This window comes from Pseudomonas sp. UBA6699 (genome assembly GCF_002454615.1).
Classification (GTDB): Bacteria; Pseudomonadota; Gammaproteobacteria; order Pseudomonadales; family Pseudomonadaceae; genus Aquipseudomonas; species Aquipseudomonas juntendi.
The window spans coordinates 1-17,422 of the sequence record NZ_DKJF01000122.1; the positions used below are offsets into that span (position 1 = coordinate 1).

Genomic DNA, 17,422 nt, shown 5'->3' on the forward strand with positions numbered 1-17,422 from the left:
CTCTTGGCGCATGCCTCAAAGTCGCGTCGTACGAACAAGGCGGCCGCGCGCATCTGGCACAGGGGTTACTGGCCCGAAACAGACGTAGGAGCGAGCGCAGCTCGCGATTGCGCCGCGCGGGCGGGGCTCGATCTCACAGGCGCTGAAGATGCTCCGGCTACCCTTGCCAGGAACCATAGAATCTCCCACAGGGTGGACTGCCCCCCAAGAAATTGGATTGGTGTCCCACTTATTGGGGGCAGTCCATTTGTGGGAGCTGGCTTGCCAGCGATAGGGCCGGCACCAGCAACCCAAGACTCAAGGTTCAACCGACAACCGTGCCCTGCCACTGGTGCTGGTCTACCTGGATCAATGTCGGCCCCTTGCGCTCCACCGCCTGCCCCAGCGCCGCCTGCAATTGCGCCACATCCGCCACGCTCTGCGCTGCGGCCCCCAACGCCCGCGCCACGCCGATGAAGTCTGGGGTATGGATATCCACCCCGACCGGCTCGATCGCCCGGTTGAGCATGTACTTCTTGATCTCTTCGTAGCCTTGGTTATTCCACAGCAGCACGATCAACGGCACCTGCGCCTCCACGGCACTGGCCAACTCCGGCAGCGTGAACTGCAGGCCGCCATCGCCAATCAGGCACACCACTGGCGCCCGCTCAGCAGCGTGCTCGGCACTGCCCAACCAGGCACCCATGGCCGCCGGCAAGGCATAGCCCAGGGTGCCGTACCCCGTCGAGGCGTTGAACCAGCGGCGCGGCTGGTCCATGTCCAAGGTCAGGTTACCGGTGTAGACCGGCTGGGTAGAATCGCCCACCAGCACAACACCGGGCAGGCGCTGCACGATGGCCGTCAACAAGCGTGTCTGGCTCAGGGTCGGCTGGTCCCAGCCGGTTGCCAAGGCTTCCCGCAGCCTGGTCACGCGAGCCCGCCCCCAGTTGCGGTCGTGTATCCCCTGCGGCTGCGCCTGCAAGGCCGCCAGCAGCGCTTCGGCAGCCAGTTCGGCATCGGCCACCAGTGCCAGTTCCGGCAGGTAGTTGCGCACGGTCTGGTCCGGGTCGATGTCGATGCGCAGCAGGCTCCCCGGGATGTCGAAACCGCCTTTGAAGGTCACGTCATAATCGGTTTCGGCCAGTTCGGTACCGATCGCCAGCACCACGTCGGCCTCGGCCACCAGCGCCCGCGTAGCCGGTAGCGACTGGGTCGAGCCAATCTGCAGCGGGTGGCTGGATGGCAGCAAGCCCTTGGCATTGATGGTCAGGGCTACCGGTGCCTGCAGGTGCTCGGCCAGGCGGGCCAACGCAGCACCTGCTGCCAAGGCACCCCCACCGGCCAAGATCAATGGCCGCCGCGCGCTGGCCAGGCGTTCAGCCATCTGCGCCACGGCCTGCGGTGCAGCCCCTGCCCGGTTACCCCGTACCGGGCGGCCCGGCAACAGTTGGTCGGCGGGCTGAACCAGCACATCCAGCGGTATTTCGATATGCACCGGGCGCGGCCGGGCGCTGTCGAATACCGCGAAGGCCCGCGCCAATACCTGTGGCAGGTCGGCTGCATTCATCAGGGTGTGCGAAAACGCCGCGACACCCGCCACCAGCGCCGCCTGGTCAGGCAACTCGTGCAGCTTGCCACGGCCACCGCCCAACTGGTCACGCGACTGCACGCTGGAGATCACCAGCATCGGAATCGAATCGGCATAGGCCTGGCCCATGGCGGTGGCGATGTTGGTCATGCCCGGGCCGGTAATGATGAAGCACACCCCGGGTTTGCCACGGGTGCGCGCATAGCCGTCAGCCATGAACCCGGCGCCCTGCTCGTGGCGCGGGGTGATATGGCGAATGGACGAGCCCGCCAGGCCTCGGTACAGCTCCACCGTATGCACGCCGGGGATGCCGAAGACATGGTCCACGCCATAGCCTTCAAGGAGTTTGACCAGCACTTCGCCGCAGGTTGCCATGGGGTTCACCATCAATCTTGTTGGGTTATGCGCTTATTGGACCCAAGCCAAGGCTATCGCCACAATGCAAAAAAACACATACTAGCCATGTCCTGAAGTCATGGCTTATTGCGATGAAACGCCTCCCGCCCCTACCCGCCTTGCATACCTTCCTGATCACTGCCCAGTGCTGCAATTTCACCCGCGCCGGGCAGCAGTTGCACATCACCCAGGGCGCCGTCAGCCGGCAGATCGCCGCCCTGGAGCAGCACTTGGGTTATGCCCTGTTCCAGCGCCAGGCCCGCGGTTTGAGCCTGACCCGTGAAGGCCAGGACTGGCTGCCACGGGTGCAACAGGTGTTTGCGCTGATCGAACAAGGGGTGCGTGAGGTGGGAGAGCACAGCACGACCCTGCAGTTGAAGGCCCCCACGTGCGTGATGCGCTGGCTGCTGCCGCGCTTGATGGAGTGGCAGGCACTGCGCCCGGATGTACCGGTGGAACTGACCACGACCGTTCAGCATGGCGTGGATTTGCGCCGCGAGGGCTTTGATGCCGCGGTGGTCTATGGCGAGGCACCGAACCACGGGCTGCAGGTGCGCAAGCTGTTCGATGAGCAACTGACGCCGGTGTGCGCACCGTCTTTGCGTGAGGGGCCGCTGCCCTTGCAGCAGGTTGAAGACCTGGCGCGGCACATGTTGCTGCACCCCTCGCGGGATGAGCATGATTGGCGGTTATGGCTGCAGGCGGCTGGGGTAACGCTGGCTGCGCAGGGGCCGAAGCAGCACTTCGAAACGCTGGACATGGCCATGGCCATGGCGTCGCAGGGGACAGGCGTGGCTATCGGTGATTGGTCGCTGATTGGCGATGACTTGCGTAGCGGGCGGCTTTGCATGCCGTTTGCGCTGAAGGTGCGGACCGGTAAGGGCTACTACCTGGTGAGCCAGGCCAGGAACCTGCCCGCGGGGTTGCTGGAGTTGCTGGACTGGCTGGAGGGCCAGGCCAGCTTGTGAAGGCCTGTTCGCGGGCTCGCCCGCTCCTACAGGTGACGCACAGGATTTTGAAACCTGTGCAATACCTGTGGGAGCGGGCGAGCCCGCGAAGCAGGCGACTCAATACCCGACCGTGAACCGCTGCCGCGAATGCTGCGGTTGCTCCAGCTCATCCAGCATGGCAATCGCATAGTCGGCAAAGGTGATCCAGCTCTTGCCATCCGCAGCGATCAGCAGATGGTCCTTGCCCAGCGTGTAGTGCCCGCTGCGCTCGCCTTCAACAAACTCCGCCGACGGTGAGAGGAAGGTCCAGTCCAGGTCCTGCTCGCCCTGCAACGCCTCCAGAAAACGCACACCGCCCGTGGCCTCGGCCCTGTAGGCCTCCGGGAAATCCGGGCTGTCGATCACCCGCTGCCCCGACGGCAGCAACAGGCTGGCGGCACCGCCAACCACCAGCAGGCGTTTGACCCCGGCACGCTTGACCGGCTCGATGATCGCCTGCGGCTCGATGGTGGAGAAGTGCGCTGCAGTCAGGACTGCGTCCACACCTGTCACTGCTGCCTCCAGGGCTGTGCCGTCCTTGGCATCCAGCGCCTTGATGGTCACCCCGTCACGCCCCTGCAGCTGCGACGGGTCGCGGGCAATCGCCACCACGTCATGGCCACGGCGCAGGGCCTCTTCCAGCAACTGGCTGCCAGCACGACCGGTGGCGCCGATGATTGCAATCTTGCTCATGTCATACGCTCCATCAATTGAACGGAATTACCACTTCATTTCGCCCTTGGCGACCTTGGCCCCCAGCTCCAGCGAGCTTTCATCGGCCAGGCCCGGGTAACGCTGCTTCATCGCCTTGATCAGAGCGCCGGCATCTTTCGCCTTGGCGGCCTCGCTGTCGAAATCGCGAATGTAGTTGGCCGTGAAACGCACGGCCTGCAACGAACGGCTGCTATCGCCCAGGTAGTGGCCCGGGACGACCGTGCGCGGCGCCAGCGCTTCGATGCGCGCCAGGGTGCTCAGCCAGTCGGCATGGGACTTGGGCGTTTGCGTATCCGCCATCCACACATGAATGTGTTCGGCTACCACGACACCGCCGACCACGGCCTTGATCGAAGGGATCCAGACGAAACTGCGGTCAGGCTGAGGGCCGTCCAGGCCGACCACTTCCAGGGCTTGCCCCTCCAGGGTCAGGCGGTCGCCTTCGAGCACCTGAGGCAGCACCAGCCGCGCCGGTTTGTCGGCCCCCATCTGCGGCCCCCAGTAGGCCAGCTTGGCCTCCATGGTCTGGCGGATGTGCGCAACGGTGGCAGCCGAAGCCAGCACCTTGGCGTCGGGGAACGCCTGGGTCAGGGTATCCAGGCCAAAGTAGTAATCCGGGTCACCGTGGCTGATGTAGATGCTGGTCAGGTGCTTGCCACCCGCCCGCAGGCGTTGCACCAGTTGCTCGGCCTGGGCCTTGCCGAACTGGGCATCGACCAGCACCGCATCGTGCTCGCCACTGACGATTACCGAGCTCACCGGGAAAATAGCGTCGTGGCCGGGGTTGTAGACTTCCAGGTGCAAAGGCTCGGCGGCCATGGCCGGCCCGGCGAGGGTGACGCAGGCCAGCAACAGGCCACGCAGTGGGGTGAAAAGGGGCATTGGGTAAGCCTTCCGCTAGATCGATGCCCCACAGCTTAGTTGCCCGATCCGTAACAAAAAATGCGATGCTTGGACATAGTTTGTTTCTGAAAGCGAGCAAGTCATGGACCGTCTGAACGCCATGCGCGTCTTTGTCACCGTTGTCGACCTGGGCAGCCAGTCAGCGGCGGCGGATCACCTGCAACTGTCGCGTCCGGTCGTATCGCGTTACGTGGCCGAGCTGGAAGACTGGGTGGGTGCACGCCTGATGCAACGCACCACACGCAAGCTCAGCCTAACGGCCGCCGGCCAGGAAACCCTGCCCCGTTGCCGGCAATTGCTGGACCTGGCAGGTGAACTGCAGGCCGCAGTACAACAGCCGGACGATGCCCCCAAGGGGGCATTGCGCATCAGCGTCAGCACCTCGTTCGGCCAGGCCCAACTGGTGGATGCCATCGCGGCTTATGTGCAGCGTTACCCCGGTGTGAAGGTTGAACTGCAGATGCTCGACCGCACCGTCAACCTGGTAGACGAGCGCATCGACCTGGCCATCCGCACCAGCAACGACCTGGACCCCAACCTGATTGCCAGGCGGCTGAGCGTGTGCCGGTCGGTGGTCTGTGCGGCACCCGCCTATCTGCACAAGCATGGCACCCCGCAACAGGTCGAGGAACTGAGCCGGCACAACTGCCTGACCCATGCCTACTTCGGCCATAGCCTGTGGCACTTCGACGTGGCCGGCCAGCAGGTGAGCGTGCCGGTGGCCGGCAACATCAGCGCCAATGAGGCAATGACCTTGCAGAAGGCGGCACTGGCTGGGGCCGGCATTGCCATGTTGCCGACCTACCAGGCCGCCGACGCCCTGCGCAAAGGTGAACTGGTGCGGCTGCTGGCACACGCCAGGCCGCGCGAGCTGAACCTGAATGCGGTGTACACCTCGCGCAAGCACATGCCGGCCACCTTGCGCAGCATGCTGGATTTTCTGGTGGAGCGGTTCAAGGACGACCCAGAGTGGGACCGCGATCTGTCATGGGCATGATGGCCTCATCGCCGGCCAGCCGGCATGGCTATGCACCTTGGTCCCATCTGTCGCTGTACCTTGAGCGCCGTCCGTTGAGTTGACGGCGCGCTGCCGGTCACTCCTCGACGCTCATGTACTCCTTGGCCCAGCGGATGTAGTCCTCGGGCTGGGTGTAGGTGTGCGAGAGTTCGGTGGCGCTGAGGTTGTCCGACTTGTTCTGCTTGCCGCGCTGCAGCCGCAAGCAGTCGTAGGTGGCTTTGATTGCAGCAAAGTACGCCGCGTGGCCATCGACGGCTATGCGCACGCCCAGGCGTGCCAGGCGCTCGTCGTCATGCAGGTTCGGGTTGCCATAGGTGACCAGCATCAGCGGCACGGTCAGGTGCTCGGCGATCTTTTCGAGCTGCTCGAAGTCCTTTACGCCCACCATGCAGATGCCATCGGCACCGGCCTTCTGGTAGCTCTGGGTACGCACGATGATTTCTTCGGTGGTGAGCACGCCGGCATTGGTACGGGCGATGATCGACAACGACGAATCGACCCGGGCCTCCAATGCCGCCCGGATCTTGCCAACGCCCTCATCAACCGGGATCAGGTCGGTGGACTTGCGCCCGAACTGGGCTGGCAGCAGGGTGTCCTCGATGGTCAGGGCAGCCACCCCGGCGCGCTCCAGCTCGATCACCGTGCGCATCACGTTCAGTGCGTTGCCATAGCCATGGTCGGCGTCGGCCAGCACCGGCAACTGCGCCACCCGGCCAATCCGGGTGGCCTGCTCGACGAACTCACTGAGGGTGATCAACGCAAAGTCCGGCGCAGCCAGCACCTGCAACGAGGCGACCGAGCCGCCGAGGATACCGACCTCGAACCCCAGGTCAGCCGCAATGCGTGCCGACATCGGATCGAACACCGAGGCGGTGTGGTAACAGGAACCTGAAGCGAGCAGCTCGCGGAAGGCAAAACGCAGATCTTGATGGGAAGCCTTGGGCATGATCACTCCGCAATTATGTGCAAATTTTGAACGGTAACTACCGACCCCTGCAATCGGGTCTACCTGACCTGTTCCAACCGTCGCCATGTGGGCGGTCATGCTCGGCATGCAGGCAGAGGAATAAAAGGTGTGGGAGACAGGGGCCCGTGAAACCTGCGGCATAATGTTGCACCAAGCTGGTGCAACCCGCGGCAATCGGCCCCTGTGGCATACCAACGATATCACGCGGCCATGCTGCACTGGATGAATACGCCAATGCCGATTCGGCATAGGGGATGCAGTTAGTACATAGGAAGCTACCTAACTCGGGTTACAATTCGAGGGCCTGTTCGCGGGCACGCCCGCTCCCACGGATACGGCTCATGCTCGAGCCTGATCGTTACCTGTGGGAGCGAGCATGCCAGCGAAGATGCCAAAACCGATAACCAAGGTACCCCCGTGACCGCCGCCCTGCCCCCCACCACCCTGCGCAACGTGCTCACCGCCCTGATGCTGGCGATCTTTCTCGGCGCCCTGGACCAGACCATTGTCGCCGTCTCGCTGCCAGCCATCTCGGCCCAGTTCAACGACGTCGGCCTGCTGGCCTGGGTCATTTCCGGCTACATGGTCGCCATGACCATCGCCGTGCCCATCTACGGCAAACTGGGCGACCTGTACGGCCGACGGCGCATGATCCTGACCGGCATCAGCCTGTTCACCCTGGCCTCGATCGCCTGCGCGCTGGCCCAGGACATGCAGCAACTGGTGCTGACCCGGGTACTGCAAGGCATCGGCGCAGGCGGCATGGTCTCGGTCAGCCAGGCGATCATCGGTGACTTCGTGCCGCCCCGCGAGCGTGGCCGTTATCAGGGCTACTTCAGCAGCATGTATGCCGTGGCCAGTGTCGCCGGGCCCGTGCTGGGCGGTTGGTTGACCGAATACCTGTCGTGGCGCGGCGTTTTCTGGATCAACCTGCCGCTGGGGCTGCTGGCCTTGTGGTCGATTCACCGAGCCTTGGCGGGCATGCCGGTACAACACCGCCAGGCCCAGGTCGACTACCTTGGCGCTGTACTGTTGATTCTCGGCCTGGGCAGCCTGCTGCTGGGCATTACCCTGGTCGGCCAGGGCCAAGGCTGGGGCGACCCGGCCGTGCTGGCATTGTTCGCCTGCGCCGTGCTGGGCCTGGGCTTGTTCATTGCCCACGAAAGCCGCTGCGCGGAACCGTTGCTGCCACTTGGCCTGTTCGGCAATCGGGTAGCCGTGCTGTGTTGGGGGGTGATCTTCTTTGCCAGCTTCCAGTCCATCTCCCTGACCATGCTCATGCCCTTGCGCTACCAAGGCATCACCGGTGCCGGTGCCGACAGCGCCGCCCTGCACCTGCTACCGCTGGTGATGGGGCTGCCCATGGGGGCGTTCACCGGTGGCCGCATGACCAGCCTCACCGGGCGCTACAAACCGCAGATCCTTGCCGGCGCAACATTGATGCCGCTGGCCATCGTCGGCATGGCCTTCACCTCGCCGCAGTCGGCGTTGCCCAGCGCACTGTTCATGCTGTTGACCGGGATAGCCTGTGGCCTGCAGTTCCCGACCTCGCTGGTAGCCACGCAAAGCGCGGTGGCCAGCCAGGACATCGGCGTCGCCACCAGCACCACCAACCTGTTCCGCTCGCTGGGCGGGGCCATGGGCGTGGCATGCATGTCCAGCCTGTTGCTGGCACTGCTGCACCAGGGCGGTTTCGAATTGCTCGGTAACCCGTTGCTGGGGAGCTTGAAGGCGGGAGAGGTGGACGAGGCGACCCAAGGGCGGTTGCTGCAGACATTCCGCCAGCTGTTGCTGGGCAGCGCGGTGGTCGCGGTGCTAGGGCTGATCGCGGCGGTGGCGTTACCGGACCGGCAACTGCGCGGCCGTTGAGCACCTGGCCATGGTGCAGGCACGGTGCCTGGCTGAGGGCACGCAACGCATTAATCGTCCCTTAATACAAAGCGGAAACACTCCCTCACAATCCTTAACAAAGAGTCATTTGCGCAGCGCCGGGCTCAAGCGCAGCATATCCAGCCCGGTGTCGACCCATTTGTCGACATCCGCCAACAGTTCAATGCTGTCCGGCAACAACAGCCAGCGCCCGATCAGGCCATCGACATAGGCAAACAGGGCCACCGCCGCGCGCTCGACATCCAGCTCGCCCGGCAACTGGCCCCGGCGCACGGCATTGGCCAGGGCCAGGGTAATGCCCCTGTGGCAATCCAGCACTGCGGCCTGGCGCTGCTGGCGAATCTCACACATGTCATCGGTGAACTCGCACTTGTGATGCAGGATCTCATTGATACGCCGGGTTCGGGCATCGAGCACCAGCTCGTTGAACACCTGCAACAGCAGCTTGCGCATGCAGCCCAGCGGGTCGACCTCGTCCTCGCTTTCGCTCGCGCGCGCCAAATGGTCATGGGTTTCATGCAGGCTGTCGAGCAACGCCTGCACCAGTTCGGCCTTGTTGTTGAAGTGCCAGTAGATCGCCCCGCGGGTCACCCCCGCCAACGCGGCGATGTCGGCCAGCGTGGTTCGCGCAACCCCGCGCTTGTAGAAGGCCTTCTCCGCTGCCTCGATGATCTGGGCGCGGGTTTCCTGGGCTTCCTCTTTGGTTCGACGGACCATGGCAGTACAACCTCATCGGGCCCGAACGCACGCTGCGCACGGGGAAACATTTCGCGGGCACCTCTGCAGGGCGCCTCGCGGCGGGGCTAATCACGGGCTGTGGCGGTACCTGGGTACAACCAAGCGGTATTTACAAACAACCATGAATGTAAGTATATTCCTTAGCAAGCTATTTATCTACCGGATAGCAAATTTCTCCAGATCTCGACTCTTCCATTATTCTTGAGCGTCTACCTGCTCCTGCGACCCGAGGATCCTCATGCAATTCAAGCCAGCCGTTACCGCTCTGGTTTCCGCCGTCGCCCTGGCAACACTGCTCAGTGGCTGTAAGAAAGAAGAAGCAGCGCCAGCGGCGCAGGCTCCTCAGGTCGGCGTCGTAACCATCCAGCCACAACCTTTCACCCTGACCTCGGAATTGCCGGGGCGCACCAGTGCCTACCGCATTGCCGAAGTGCGCCCGCAGGTCAATGGCATCATTCTCAAGCGCCTGTTCAAGGAAGGCAGCGACGTCAAGGAAGGCCAGCAGCTCTACCAGATCGACCCTGCCGTGTACGAGGCAGCGCTGGGTAACGCCCAGGCCAACCTGCAAGCTACCCGCTCGCTGGCCGAGCGTTACAAGCAACTGATCGACGAGCAGGCCGTGTCGAAGCAGGAATACGACGACGCCAATGCCAAACGGTTGCAAGCAGAAGCATCGCTGAAAAGTGCACAGATCGACCTGCGCTACACCAAGGTGCTGGCCCCTATCAGCGGGCGTATCGGCCGCTCAGCGGTCACCGAAGGTGCGCTGGTGAACAACGGCCAGACCAACGCCATGGCCACCATCCAGCAACTCGACCCGATCTACGTCGACGTTACCCAGTCCACTGCCGAGCTGCTCAAGCTGCGCCGCGACCTGGAAAGCGGCCAGTTGCAGAAGGCTGGCGACAACGCCGCCTCGGTACAGCTGGTGCTCGAAGACGGCAGCCTGTTCAAGCAGGAAGGCCGCCTGGAGTTCTCGGAAGTTGCAGTCGACGAGACCACCGGCTCGGTGACCCTGCGTGCGCTGTTCCCCAACCCTGACCACACCCTGCTGCCCGGTATGTTCGTGCATGCGCGGTTGAAGGCCGGGGTCAACGCCAACGCCATTCTGGCCCCGCAACAGGGCGTTACCCGCGACCTGAAAGGTGCGCCAACCGCGCTGGTGGTGAACAAGGACAACAAGGTCGAACTGCGTCAGCTCAAGGCCAACCGAACCCTGGGCAGCGACTGGCTGATCGAAGAAGGCCTCAACCCGGGTGACCGCCTGATCACCGAAGGCCTGCAGTACGTGCGCCCTGGCGTCGAGGTCAAGGTCAGCGAAGCCACCAACGTCAAGAAGCCGGGCAGCCCTGATCAGGCCAACGCGGCGAAAGCAGACGCCAAAGCGGAGTAAACCATGTCGAAGTTCTTTATCGATCGCCCGATCTTCGCCTGGGTGATCGCCTTGGTGATCATGCTGGTCGGGGCCTTGTCGATCCTGAAGCTGCCGATCAACCAGTACCCCAGCATCGCGCCGCCGGCCATCGCCATCGCCGTGACCTACCCGGGCGCTTCGGCGCAGACCGTGCAGGACACCGTGGTCCAGGTGATCGAGCAGCAGCTCAACGGTATCGACAACCTGCGTTATGTGTCGTCGGAAAGCAACTCCGACGGCAGCATGACCATTACCGCCACCTTCGAGCAAGGCACCAACCCCGACACTGCGCAGGTGCAGGTGCAGAACAAGCTCAACCTGGCCACCCCGCTGCTGCCGCAGGAAGTGCAGCAGCAAGGTATCCGTGTTACCAAGGCAGTGAAGAACTTCCTGATGGTGATCGGCCTGGTGTCCGAAGACGGCAGCATGACCAAGGACGACCTGGCCAACTACATCGTCTCCAACATGCAGGACCCGATCTCGCGTACTGCCGGTGTGGGCGACTTCCAGGTGTTCGGTGCACAGTACGCCATGCGCATCTGGCTCGACCCGGCCAAGCTGAACAAGTTTCAGCTGACCCCGGTCGACGTCAAGAATGCCGTGGCTGCGCAGAACGTGCAGGTGTCCTCCGGCCAGCTTGGCGGCCTGCCGGCCATGCCGGGTACCCAGCTGAACGCGACCATCATCGGCAAGACCCGCCTGCAGACCGCCGAGCAGTTCGAGAAGATCCTGCTCAAGGTCAACAACGACGGTTCCCAGGTGCGCCTGGGGGATGTCGCCGAGGTTGGCCTGGGCGGTGAAAACTATGCCATCAGCGCCCAGTTCAACGGCAAGCCCGCCTCCGGTCTGGCCGTGAAGCTGGCAACCGGGGCCAACGCCCTGGACACGGCCAAGGCGCTGCGCCAGACCATCAGCGACCTGGAACCCTTCTTCCCACCTGGGGTGAAAGCGGTATTCCCGTATGACACCACGCCGGTGGTCACCGAGTCGATCAGTGGCGTAATCCATACGCTGATCGAAGCGGTGGTGCTGGTGTTCCTGGTGATGTACCTGTTCCTGCAGAACTTCCGCGCCACCATCATCACCACCATGACCGTGCCGGTAGTGTTGCTGGGTACCTTCGGCATCCTTGCTGCTGCGGGTTTCAGCATCAACACCCTGACCATGTTCGCCATGGTGCTGGCCATCGGTTTGCTGGTGGACGATGCCATCGTCGTGGTGGAGAACGTCGAGCGGGTCATGTCCGAAGACGGCCTGCCGCCCAAGGAGGCGACCAAGCGCTCCATGGAGCAGATCCAGGGCGCCCTGGTGGGTATCGCCCTGGTGCTGTCGGCGGTTCTGCTGCCCATGGCGTTCTTCAGTGGCTCCACCGGCGTAATCTACCGGCAGTTCTCCATCACCATCGTTTCGGCCATGGGGCTGTCGGTGCTGGTGGCGCTGATCTTCACCCCTGCCCTGTGCGCGACCATGCTCAAGCCGCTGAAAAAGGGCGAGCACCACACCGCCAAAGGTGGCTTCTTCGGCTGGTTCAACCGCAACTTCGACCGCAGCGTCAACGGCTACGAGCGCAGCGTGGGCGCCATCCTGCGCAACAAGGTGCCGTTCCTGCTGGCCTATGCACTGATCGTGGTTGGCATGATCTGGCTGTTCGCCCGTATCCCTACCGCGTTCCTGCCCGAGGAAGACCAGGGCGTGCTGTTCGCCCAGGTGCAGACCCCGGCCGGCTCCAGTGCCGAGCGCACCCAGGTGGTGGTCGACCAGATGCGCGAATACCTGCTCAAGGATGAAGCCGACACCGTGTCGTCGGTATTCACCGTCAACGGCTTCAACTTCGCCGGCCGTGGCCAAAGCTCGGGCATGGCATTCATCATGCTCAAGCCATGGGGTGAACGGTCCCAGGAAAACAGCGTGTTCGCCTTGGCCCAACGCGCCCAGCAGCACTTCTTCACCTTCCGCGATGCCATGGTGTTCGCGTTTGCCCCACCGGCGGTGCTGGAACTGGGTAACGCCACCGGTTTCGACGTGTTCCTGCAGGACCGCGGTGGTGTCGGCCATGCCAAGCTGATGGAAGCGCGCAACGAGTTCCTGGCCAAGGCGTCGCAGAGCAAAGTGCTCAGTGGCGTACGCCCGAACGGCCTGAACGACGAGCCGCAGTACCAGCTGACCATCGATGACGAGCGTGCCAGCGCCCTGGGCGTGACCATCGCCGACATCAACAACACCCTGTCCATTGCCTTAGGTGCCAGCTACGTCAACGACTTCATCGACCGTGGCCGGGTCAAGAAGGTGTACATCCAGGGCGAAGCCAACGCGCGGATGAGCCCTGAAGACCTGCAGAAGTGGTACGTGCGCAATGGCGCTGGTGAGATGGTGCCGTTCTCCTCCTTCGCCAAGGGTGAGTGGAGCTACGGTTCGCCCAAGCTGTCGCGTTACAACGGTGTGGAGGCCATGGAGATTCTCGGTGCCCCGGCGCCTGGCTACAGCACCGGTGAAGCCATGGCCGAGGTCGAGCGTATTGCCGGCGAACTGCCTAGCGGTGTGGGCTTCTCCTGGACCGGCATGTCCTACGAGGAAAAACTCTCCGGCTCGCAGATGCCGGCACTGTTCGCCCTCTCGGTACTGTTCGTGTTCCTGTGCCTGGCAGCGCTGTATGAAAGCTGGTCGATCCCGATCGCCGTGGTGCTGGTGGTACCGCTGGGTATCATCGGTGCACTGATCGCCACCAGCCTGCGCGGCCTGTCCAACGACGTGTACTTCCTGGTCGGCCTGTTGACCACCATCGGCCTGGCGGCGAAAAACGCCATTCTGATCGTCGAGTTCGCCAAGGAACTGCACGAGGAGGGTCGCAGCCTGTACGACGCCGCGATCGAAGCCTGCCGCATGCGTCTGCGCCCGATCATCATGACCTCGCTGGCATTCATCCTTGGCGTGGTACCGTTGACCATCGCCAGCGGCGCGGGCGCCGGCAGCCAGCACGCCATCGGCACCGGCGTGATCGGCGGCATGATCAGCGCGACCGTGCTGGCAATCTTCTGGGTACCGCTATTCTTCGTCGCAGTGTCGTCGCTGTTCGGCAGCAAAAAGCCGGAAAAAGACGCCACCCCTGAAACTCCACGTTATGAGGCTGGGCAATGACCAAGTCTTTGTTGTCCCTGGCGGTAACCGCTTTCATTCTGGGCGGCTGCTCGCTGATCCCTGACTACCAGACCCCGGAATCGCCGGTGGCTGCGCAGTGGCCGCAAGGCCCTGCATATTCCCCCACGCAGTCGGCAGACGTCGCCGCTGCCGAACAGGGCTGGCGCCAGTTCTTCCGTGACCCGGCACTGCAGCAGCTGATCCAGACTTCGCTGGTCAACAACCGCGACCTGCGTGTTGCCGCACTGAACCTCGACGCGTACCGCGCGCAGTATCGCATTCAGCGGGCCGACCTGTTCCCGGCGGTTTCCGCCAACGCCAGCGGTAGCCGCCAGCGGGTACCGGCGAACATGTCGCAAACCGGTCAGTCCAGCATCACCAGCCAATACTCGGCCACGCTGGGTGTCAGCGCCTATGAACTGGACCTGTTCGGCCGGGTACGCAGCCTGACCGAGCAAGCCCTGGAAACCTACCTGTCCAGCGAACAGGCACGGCGGTCCACGCAAATTGCCCTGGTGGCCAGCGTGGCCAACGCCTACTACACCTGGCAGGCCGACCAGGCGCTGTTCAAGCTGACCGAAGAAACGCTGAAGACCTACGAGGAAAGCTACAACCTCACCCGCCGCAGCAATGAAGTGGGCGTGGCCTCGGCACTGGACTTGAGCCAGGCGCGCACCGCCGTGGAAGGGGCCCGGGTCAAGTATTCGCAGTACCAGCGCCTGGTCGCCCAGGACGTCAACAGCCTGACCGTGCTGCTGGGCACCGGCATTCCTGCCAACCTGCCCAAGCCGCTGGAGCTCGACGCCGATCAACTGGCGGAAGTACCGGCCGGCTTGCCGTCCGACATCCTCCAGCGCCGCCCGGACATCCAGGAAGCCGAACACCTGCTCAAGGCCGCCAATGCCAATATCGGCGCCGCCCGCGCAGCGTTCTTCCCAAGCATCAGCCTGACGGCCAACGCCGGCAGCCTGAGCCCCGACATGGGACACCTGTTCTCGGGCGGCCAGGGCACCTGGCTGTTCCAGCCGCAGATCAACCTGCCGATCTTCAACGCCGACAGCCTGAAGGCCAGCCTGGACTACTCGAAAATCCAGAAGGACATCAACGTCGCCAAGTACGAAAAGACCATCCAGACGGCCTTCCAGGAAGTCTCCGATGGCCTGGCAGCGCGCAAGACCTTCGAAGAGCAATTGCAGGCCCAACGCGACCTGGTGCAAGCCAACCAGGACTACTATCGCCTGGCCGAGCGCCGCTACCGTATCGGTATCGACAGCAACCTGACCTTCCTCGACGCCCAGCGCAACCTGTTCAGTGCCCAGCAGGCGCTGATCGGCGATCGCCTGTCGCAGCTGACCAGCGAGGTCAACCTGTATAAGGCGCTTGGTGGCGGCTGGTACGAGCGCACTGGCCAAGCCAACCAGCAAGCCGCGGTGGATACACCCAAAGGCTGACCTGGCTTGGTACAGCACAAGGCCCACCCTGGCGGTGGGCCTTTTTCATGGTTGCTGCAAAATGTGTCAGTAATTAACCAACTGGAACATTCCGTTCGATTATCGCCCCCTTCCGTTTGCGACGAATTGCCTCATCCCCGCCTCACGCCGCACCATCCCCCCACGCAACGCCCCAATAAAAACAAGAGATCCACGACAGATGAGCACTTCGCAAACCGCACGCCAGCTGCTGCCCGGCCTGTTGGCCATGTCCTGCGCCCTCCCCGTCTTTGCTGCCGACCAAGGCGGTTTCCTGGAAGACGCCAAGGCCACCCTCAACCTGCGCAACTTCTACATCAACCGTAACTTCGTTGACCCGGCCAACCCACAGGGCAAGGCCGAAGAATGGACGCAGAGCTTCATTCTGGATGCCCGTTCCGGCTTCACCCAAGGCACCATCGGTTTCGGCGTGGACGTGCTGGGCTTGTATTCGGTCAAGCTCGACGGTGGCAAAGGCACCACCAACACCCACCTGCTACCCGTGCACGACGATGGCCGCCCAGCCGATGATTTCGGCCGCCTGGGTGTGGCGTTGAAGGCCAAGCTTTCCGAAACCGAACTGAAGGTCGGGGAATGGATGCCGGTGCTGCCGATCCTGCGTTCGGACGACGGCCGTTCGCTGCCGCAAACCTTCCGCGGTGGCCAGCTGACCTCCAGGGAAATCGCCGGCCTGACCCTGTACGCCGGCCAGTTCCGCGGCAACAGCCCGCGCAACGACGCCAGCATGGAAGACATGTCGATGAACGGCAAAGGTGCGTTCACCTCCGACCGGTTCAACTTCGGTGGCGGCGAATACACCTTCAACGACAAACGCACCATGATTGGCCTGTGGGATGCCCAGCTCAAGGACATCTACCACCAACAGTACCTGAACCTGACCCACAGCCAGCCGCTGGGCGACTGGACCCTGGGCGCCAACCTGGGCTACTTCATCGGCAAGGAAGACGGCGCCGAGCGTGCCGGCAAACTGGACAACCGTACCGCCTCGGCGCTGTTCTCGGCGCGCTACCAGGGCCATACGTTCTACGTGGGCCTGCAAAAGGTCAGCGGCGACAACGCCTGGATGCGGGTCAACGGCACCAGCGGCGGGACCCTGGCCAACGACAGCTACAACTCCAGCTTCGACAACGCCAAGGAACGCTCCTGGCAGGTGCGCCATGACTTCAACTTCGCCACTGTTGGCGTTCCCGGCCTGACGCTGATGAACCGCTATATCAAGGGTGAGAACGTGACCGTCGGCAACGTTGATGATGGCAAGGAATGGGCCCGGGAAACCGAATTGGCGTACGTGATCCAATCGGGCAGTTTCAAGGACCTGTCGGTGAAATGGCGCAACTCCACCATGCGCCGTGACTTCAGCACCAACGCCTTCGACGAGAACCGGCTGATCGTGAGCTACCCGCTGAACCTGCTGTAAGTGTAAGCCCTGCCAATGTGCGCCATGGCCCCGCTGGATAAGCCCGCGGGGCGCCCCTGCCATTCGCCCCGCTGATAATAGTGGTGGCTGCGGGCTATCCTGAGCTATACCCATTGCCTGTACCGGGCCTGTCGCGGCGTGTAACCGCCGCGCAGGGCCCTGACAGGCAGCTTGACCAGCCCAGGCAAACCAGGGAGGCACAACAATGAAAACGCTCGTCGACCACCTGAGCCAGTACGCCAGTTACCACCGCGACCCGCGCAACATCGTCACCCACTTCATCGGCATCCCCATGATCGTGCTGGCAGTCACCATCCTGCTGTCCCGCCCCGGGTGGGAGGTTGCCGGCATATGGCTGTCCCCTGCCCTGCTGGCGGCAGCGGCTTCGGTCTGGTTCTACCTGCGCCTGGACCTGCGCTTCGGGCTGGTGATGGGGGCGTTGCTGGGCTTGTGCCTGTGGGTTGGCCAGGTGCTGGCGGTGCAGCCTACCGGCCTGTGGCTCGGTGCCGGGGTGGGCGCGTTCGTGCTGGGCTGGATCATCCAGTTCGTCGGCCACTATTACGAAGGCCGAAAACCAGCGTTTGTGGACGACATCAGTGGCCTGATCATCGGGCCTTTGTTCGTGGTGGCAGAAGCGGCCTTCATGTTGGGCTTGTGCCCGGCCCTGAAGCAGGCTGTGGAAAGCAACGCAGGCCCGGTGGCCATACGCTCGATGTAACCGTGGCACCTGAGCGGCCTTGTGTCGCGCTGTAACCCCGGCACCTGTGTAGGAGCGGCCTTGTGT

The 17,422-nt window shown here is 63.4% G+C and carries 13 protein-coding genes; 8 read left to right on the plus strand and 5 right to left on the minus strand.

The genetic code is table 11. The annotated features are described in order from the left end of the window. Positions 1–304 precede the first annotated feature (304 nt). Positions 305–1,942 carry a 5-guanidino-2-oxopentanoate decarboxylase gene (locus tag B3361_RS22300; protein ID WP_054906012.1) on the minus strand — a complete coding sequence of 546 codons (1,638 nt, stop codon included), beginning with the start codon at positions 1,940–1,942 and terminating at the stop codon, positions 305–307. Between the two features lie 113 nt (positions 1,943–2,055). On the opposite strand from B3361_RS22300, the gene B3361_RS22305 reads away from it, so the two are divergent. Beyond that, positions 2,056–2,931 (plus strand): LysR substrate-binding domain-containing protein, encoded by an 876-nt coding sequence (locus B3361_RS22305; protein WP_054906011.1) that lies wholly within the window; start codon positions 2,056–2,058, stop codon positions 2,929–2,931. Between the two features lie 99 nt (positions 2,932–3,030). Here the strand turns inward: B3361_RS22305 and B3361_RS22310 are convergent, their stop codons facing one another. Together B3361_RS22310 and B3361_RS22315 are read right to left on the minus strand one after the other, a co-directional pair. Then, on the minus strand, positions 3,031–3,645 hold the full coding sequence (locus tag B3361_RS22310; protein ID WP_054906010.1) for an NAD(P)-dependent oxidoreductase: 615 nt from the start codon (positions 3,643–3,645) through the stop codon (positions 3,031–3,033). 27 nt (positions 3,646–3,672) lie between these two features. Beyond that, entirely contained in the window at positions 3,673–4,548 is an 876-nt protein-coding gene (locus B3361_RS22315; protein ID WP_054906009.1) for an MBL fold metallo-hydrolase, read from the minus strand. Between the two features lie 103 nt (positions 4,549–4,651). On the opposite strand from B3361_RS22315, the gene B3361_RS22320 reads away from it, so the two are divergent. Beyond that, the gene (locus B3361_RS22320) at positions 4,652–5,566 is read left to right on the plus strand and encodes a LysR family transcriptional regulator (RefSeq protein ID WP_054906008.1); all 915 of its coding nucleotides are present in this window, start codon (positions 4,652–4,654) and stop codon (positions 5,564–5,566) included. 97 nt (positions 5,567–5,663) lie between these two features. Here B3361_RS22320 and B3361_RS22325 read toward each other — a convergent pair whose 3' ends face one another. Continuing rightward, complete coding sequence (locus B3361_RS22325; protein ID WP_009685607.1) at positions 5,664–6,533, minus strand: isocitrate lyase/PEP mutase family protein; 870 nt, start codon at positions 6,531–6,533, stop codon at positions 5,664–5,666. Between the two features lie 438 nt (positions 6,534–6,971). Between B3361_RS22325 and B3361_RS22330 the strand changes: the two genes are divergently transcribed. Then, the gene (locus tag B3361_RS22330) at positions 6,972–8,423 is read left to right on the plus strand and encodes an MDR family MFS transporter (protein ID WP_054906007.1); all 1,452 of its coding nucleotides are present in this window, start codon (positions 6,972–6,974) and stop codon (positions 8,421–8,423) included. A 105-nt stretch (positions 8,424–8,528) separates the two neighbouring features. On the opposite strand, the gene ttgR is transcribed toward B3361_RS22330, so the two are convergent. Then, positions 8,529–9,161, minus strand: coding sequence for an efflux transport transcriptional regulator TtgR (gene ttgR / locus B3361_RS22335; RefSeq protein ID WP_054906006.1), 633 nt, complete (start codon positions 9,159–9,161; stop codon positions 8,529–8,531). A gap of 259 nt (positions 9,162–9,420) precedes the next feature. Between ttgR and ttgA the strand changes: the two genes are divergently transcribed. The 5 genes from ttgA to B3361_RS22360 all read left to right on the plus strand — a co-directional run bounded on the left by ttgA (position 9,421) and on the right by B3361_RS22360 (position 17,356). Beyond that, positions 9,421–10,575: a toluene efflux RND transporter periplasmic adaptor subunit TtgA gene (ttgA, locus tag B3361_RS22340; protein WP_009685610.1), complete on the plus strand. Its 1,155-nt coding sequence runs from the start codon at positions 9,421–9,423 to the stop codon at positions 10,573–10,575. Positions 10,576–10,578: 3 nt separating this feature from the next. Then, positions 10,579–13,731, plus strand: a complete 3,153-nt coding sequence (ttgB, locus tag B3361_RS22345) for a multidrug efflux RND transporter permease subunit TtgB (RefSeq protein ID WP_054906005.1) — start codon at positions 10,579–10,581, stop codon at positions 13,729–13,731. Beyond that, positions 13,728–15,182 carry an AdeC/AdeK/OprM family multidrug efflux complex outer membrane factor gene (locus B3361_RS22350; protein ID WP_154211094.1) on the plus strand — a complete coding sequence of 485 codons (1,455 nt, stop codon included), beginning with the start codon at positions 13,728–13,730 and terminating at the stop codon, positions 15,180–15,182. Before ttgB ends, B3361_RS22350 begins: the two co-directional genes overlap by 4 nt. 199 nt (positions 15,183–15,381) lie before the next feature. Then, on the plus strand, positions 15,382–16,638 hold the full coding sequence (locus B3361_RS22355) for an OprD family porin (protein WP_054906003.1): 1,257 nt from the start codon (positions 15,382–15,384) through the stop codon (positions 16,636–16,638). A gap of 205 nt (positions 16,639–16,843) precedes the next feature. Continuing rightward, complete coding sequence (locus B3361_RS22360; RefSeq protein WP_029887531.1) at positions 16,844–17,356, plus strand: DUF962 domain-containing protein; 513 nt, start codon at positions 16,844–16,846, stop codon at positions 17,354–17,356. The last annotated feature ends 66 nt before the right edge of the window (positions 17,357–17,422 follow it).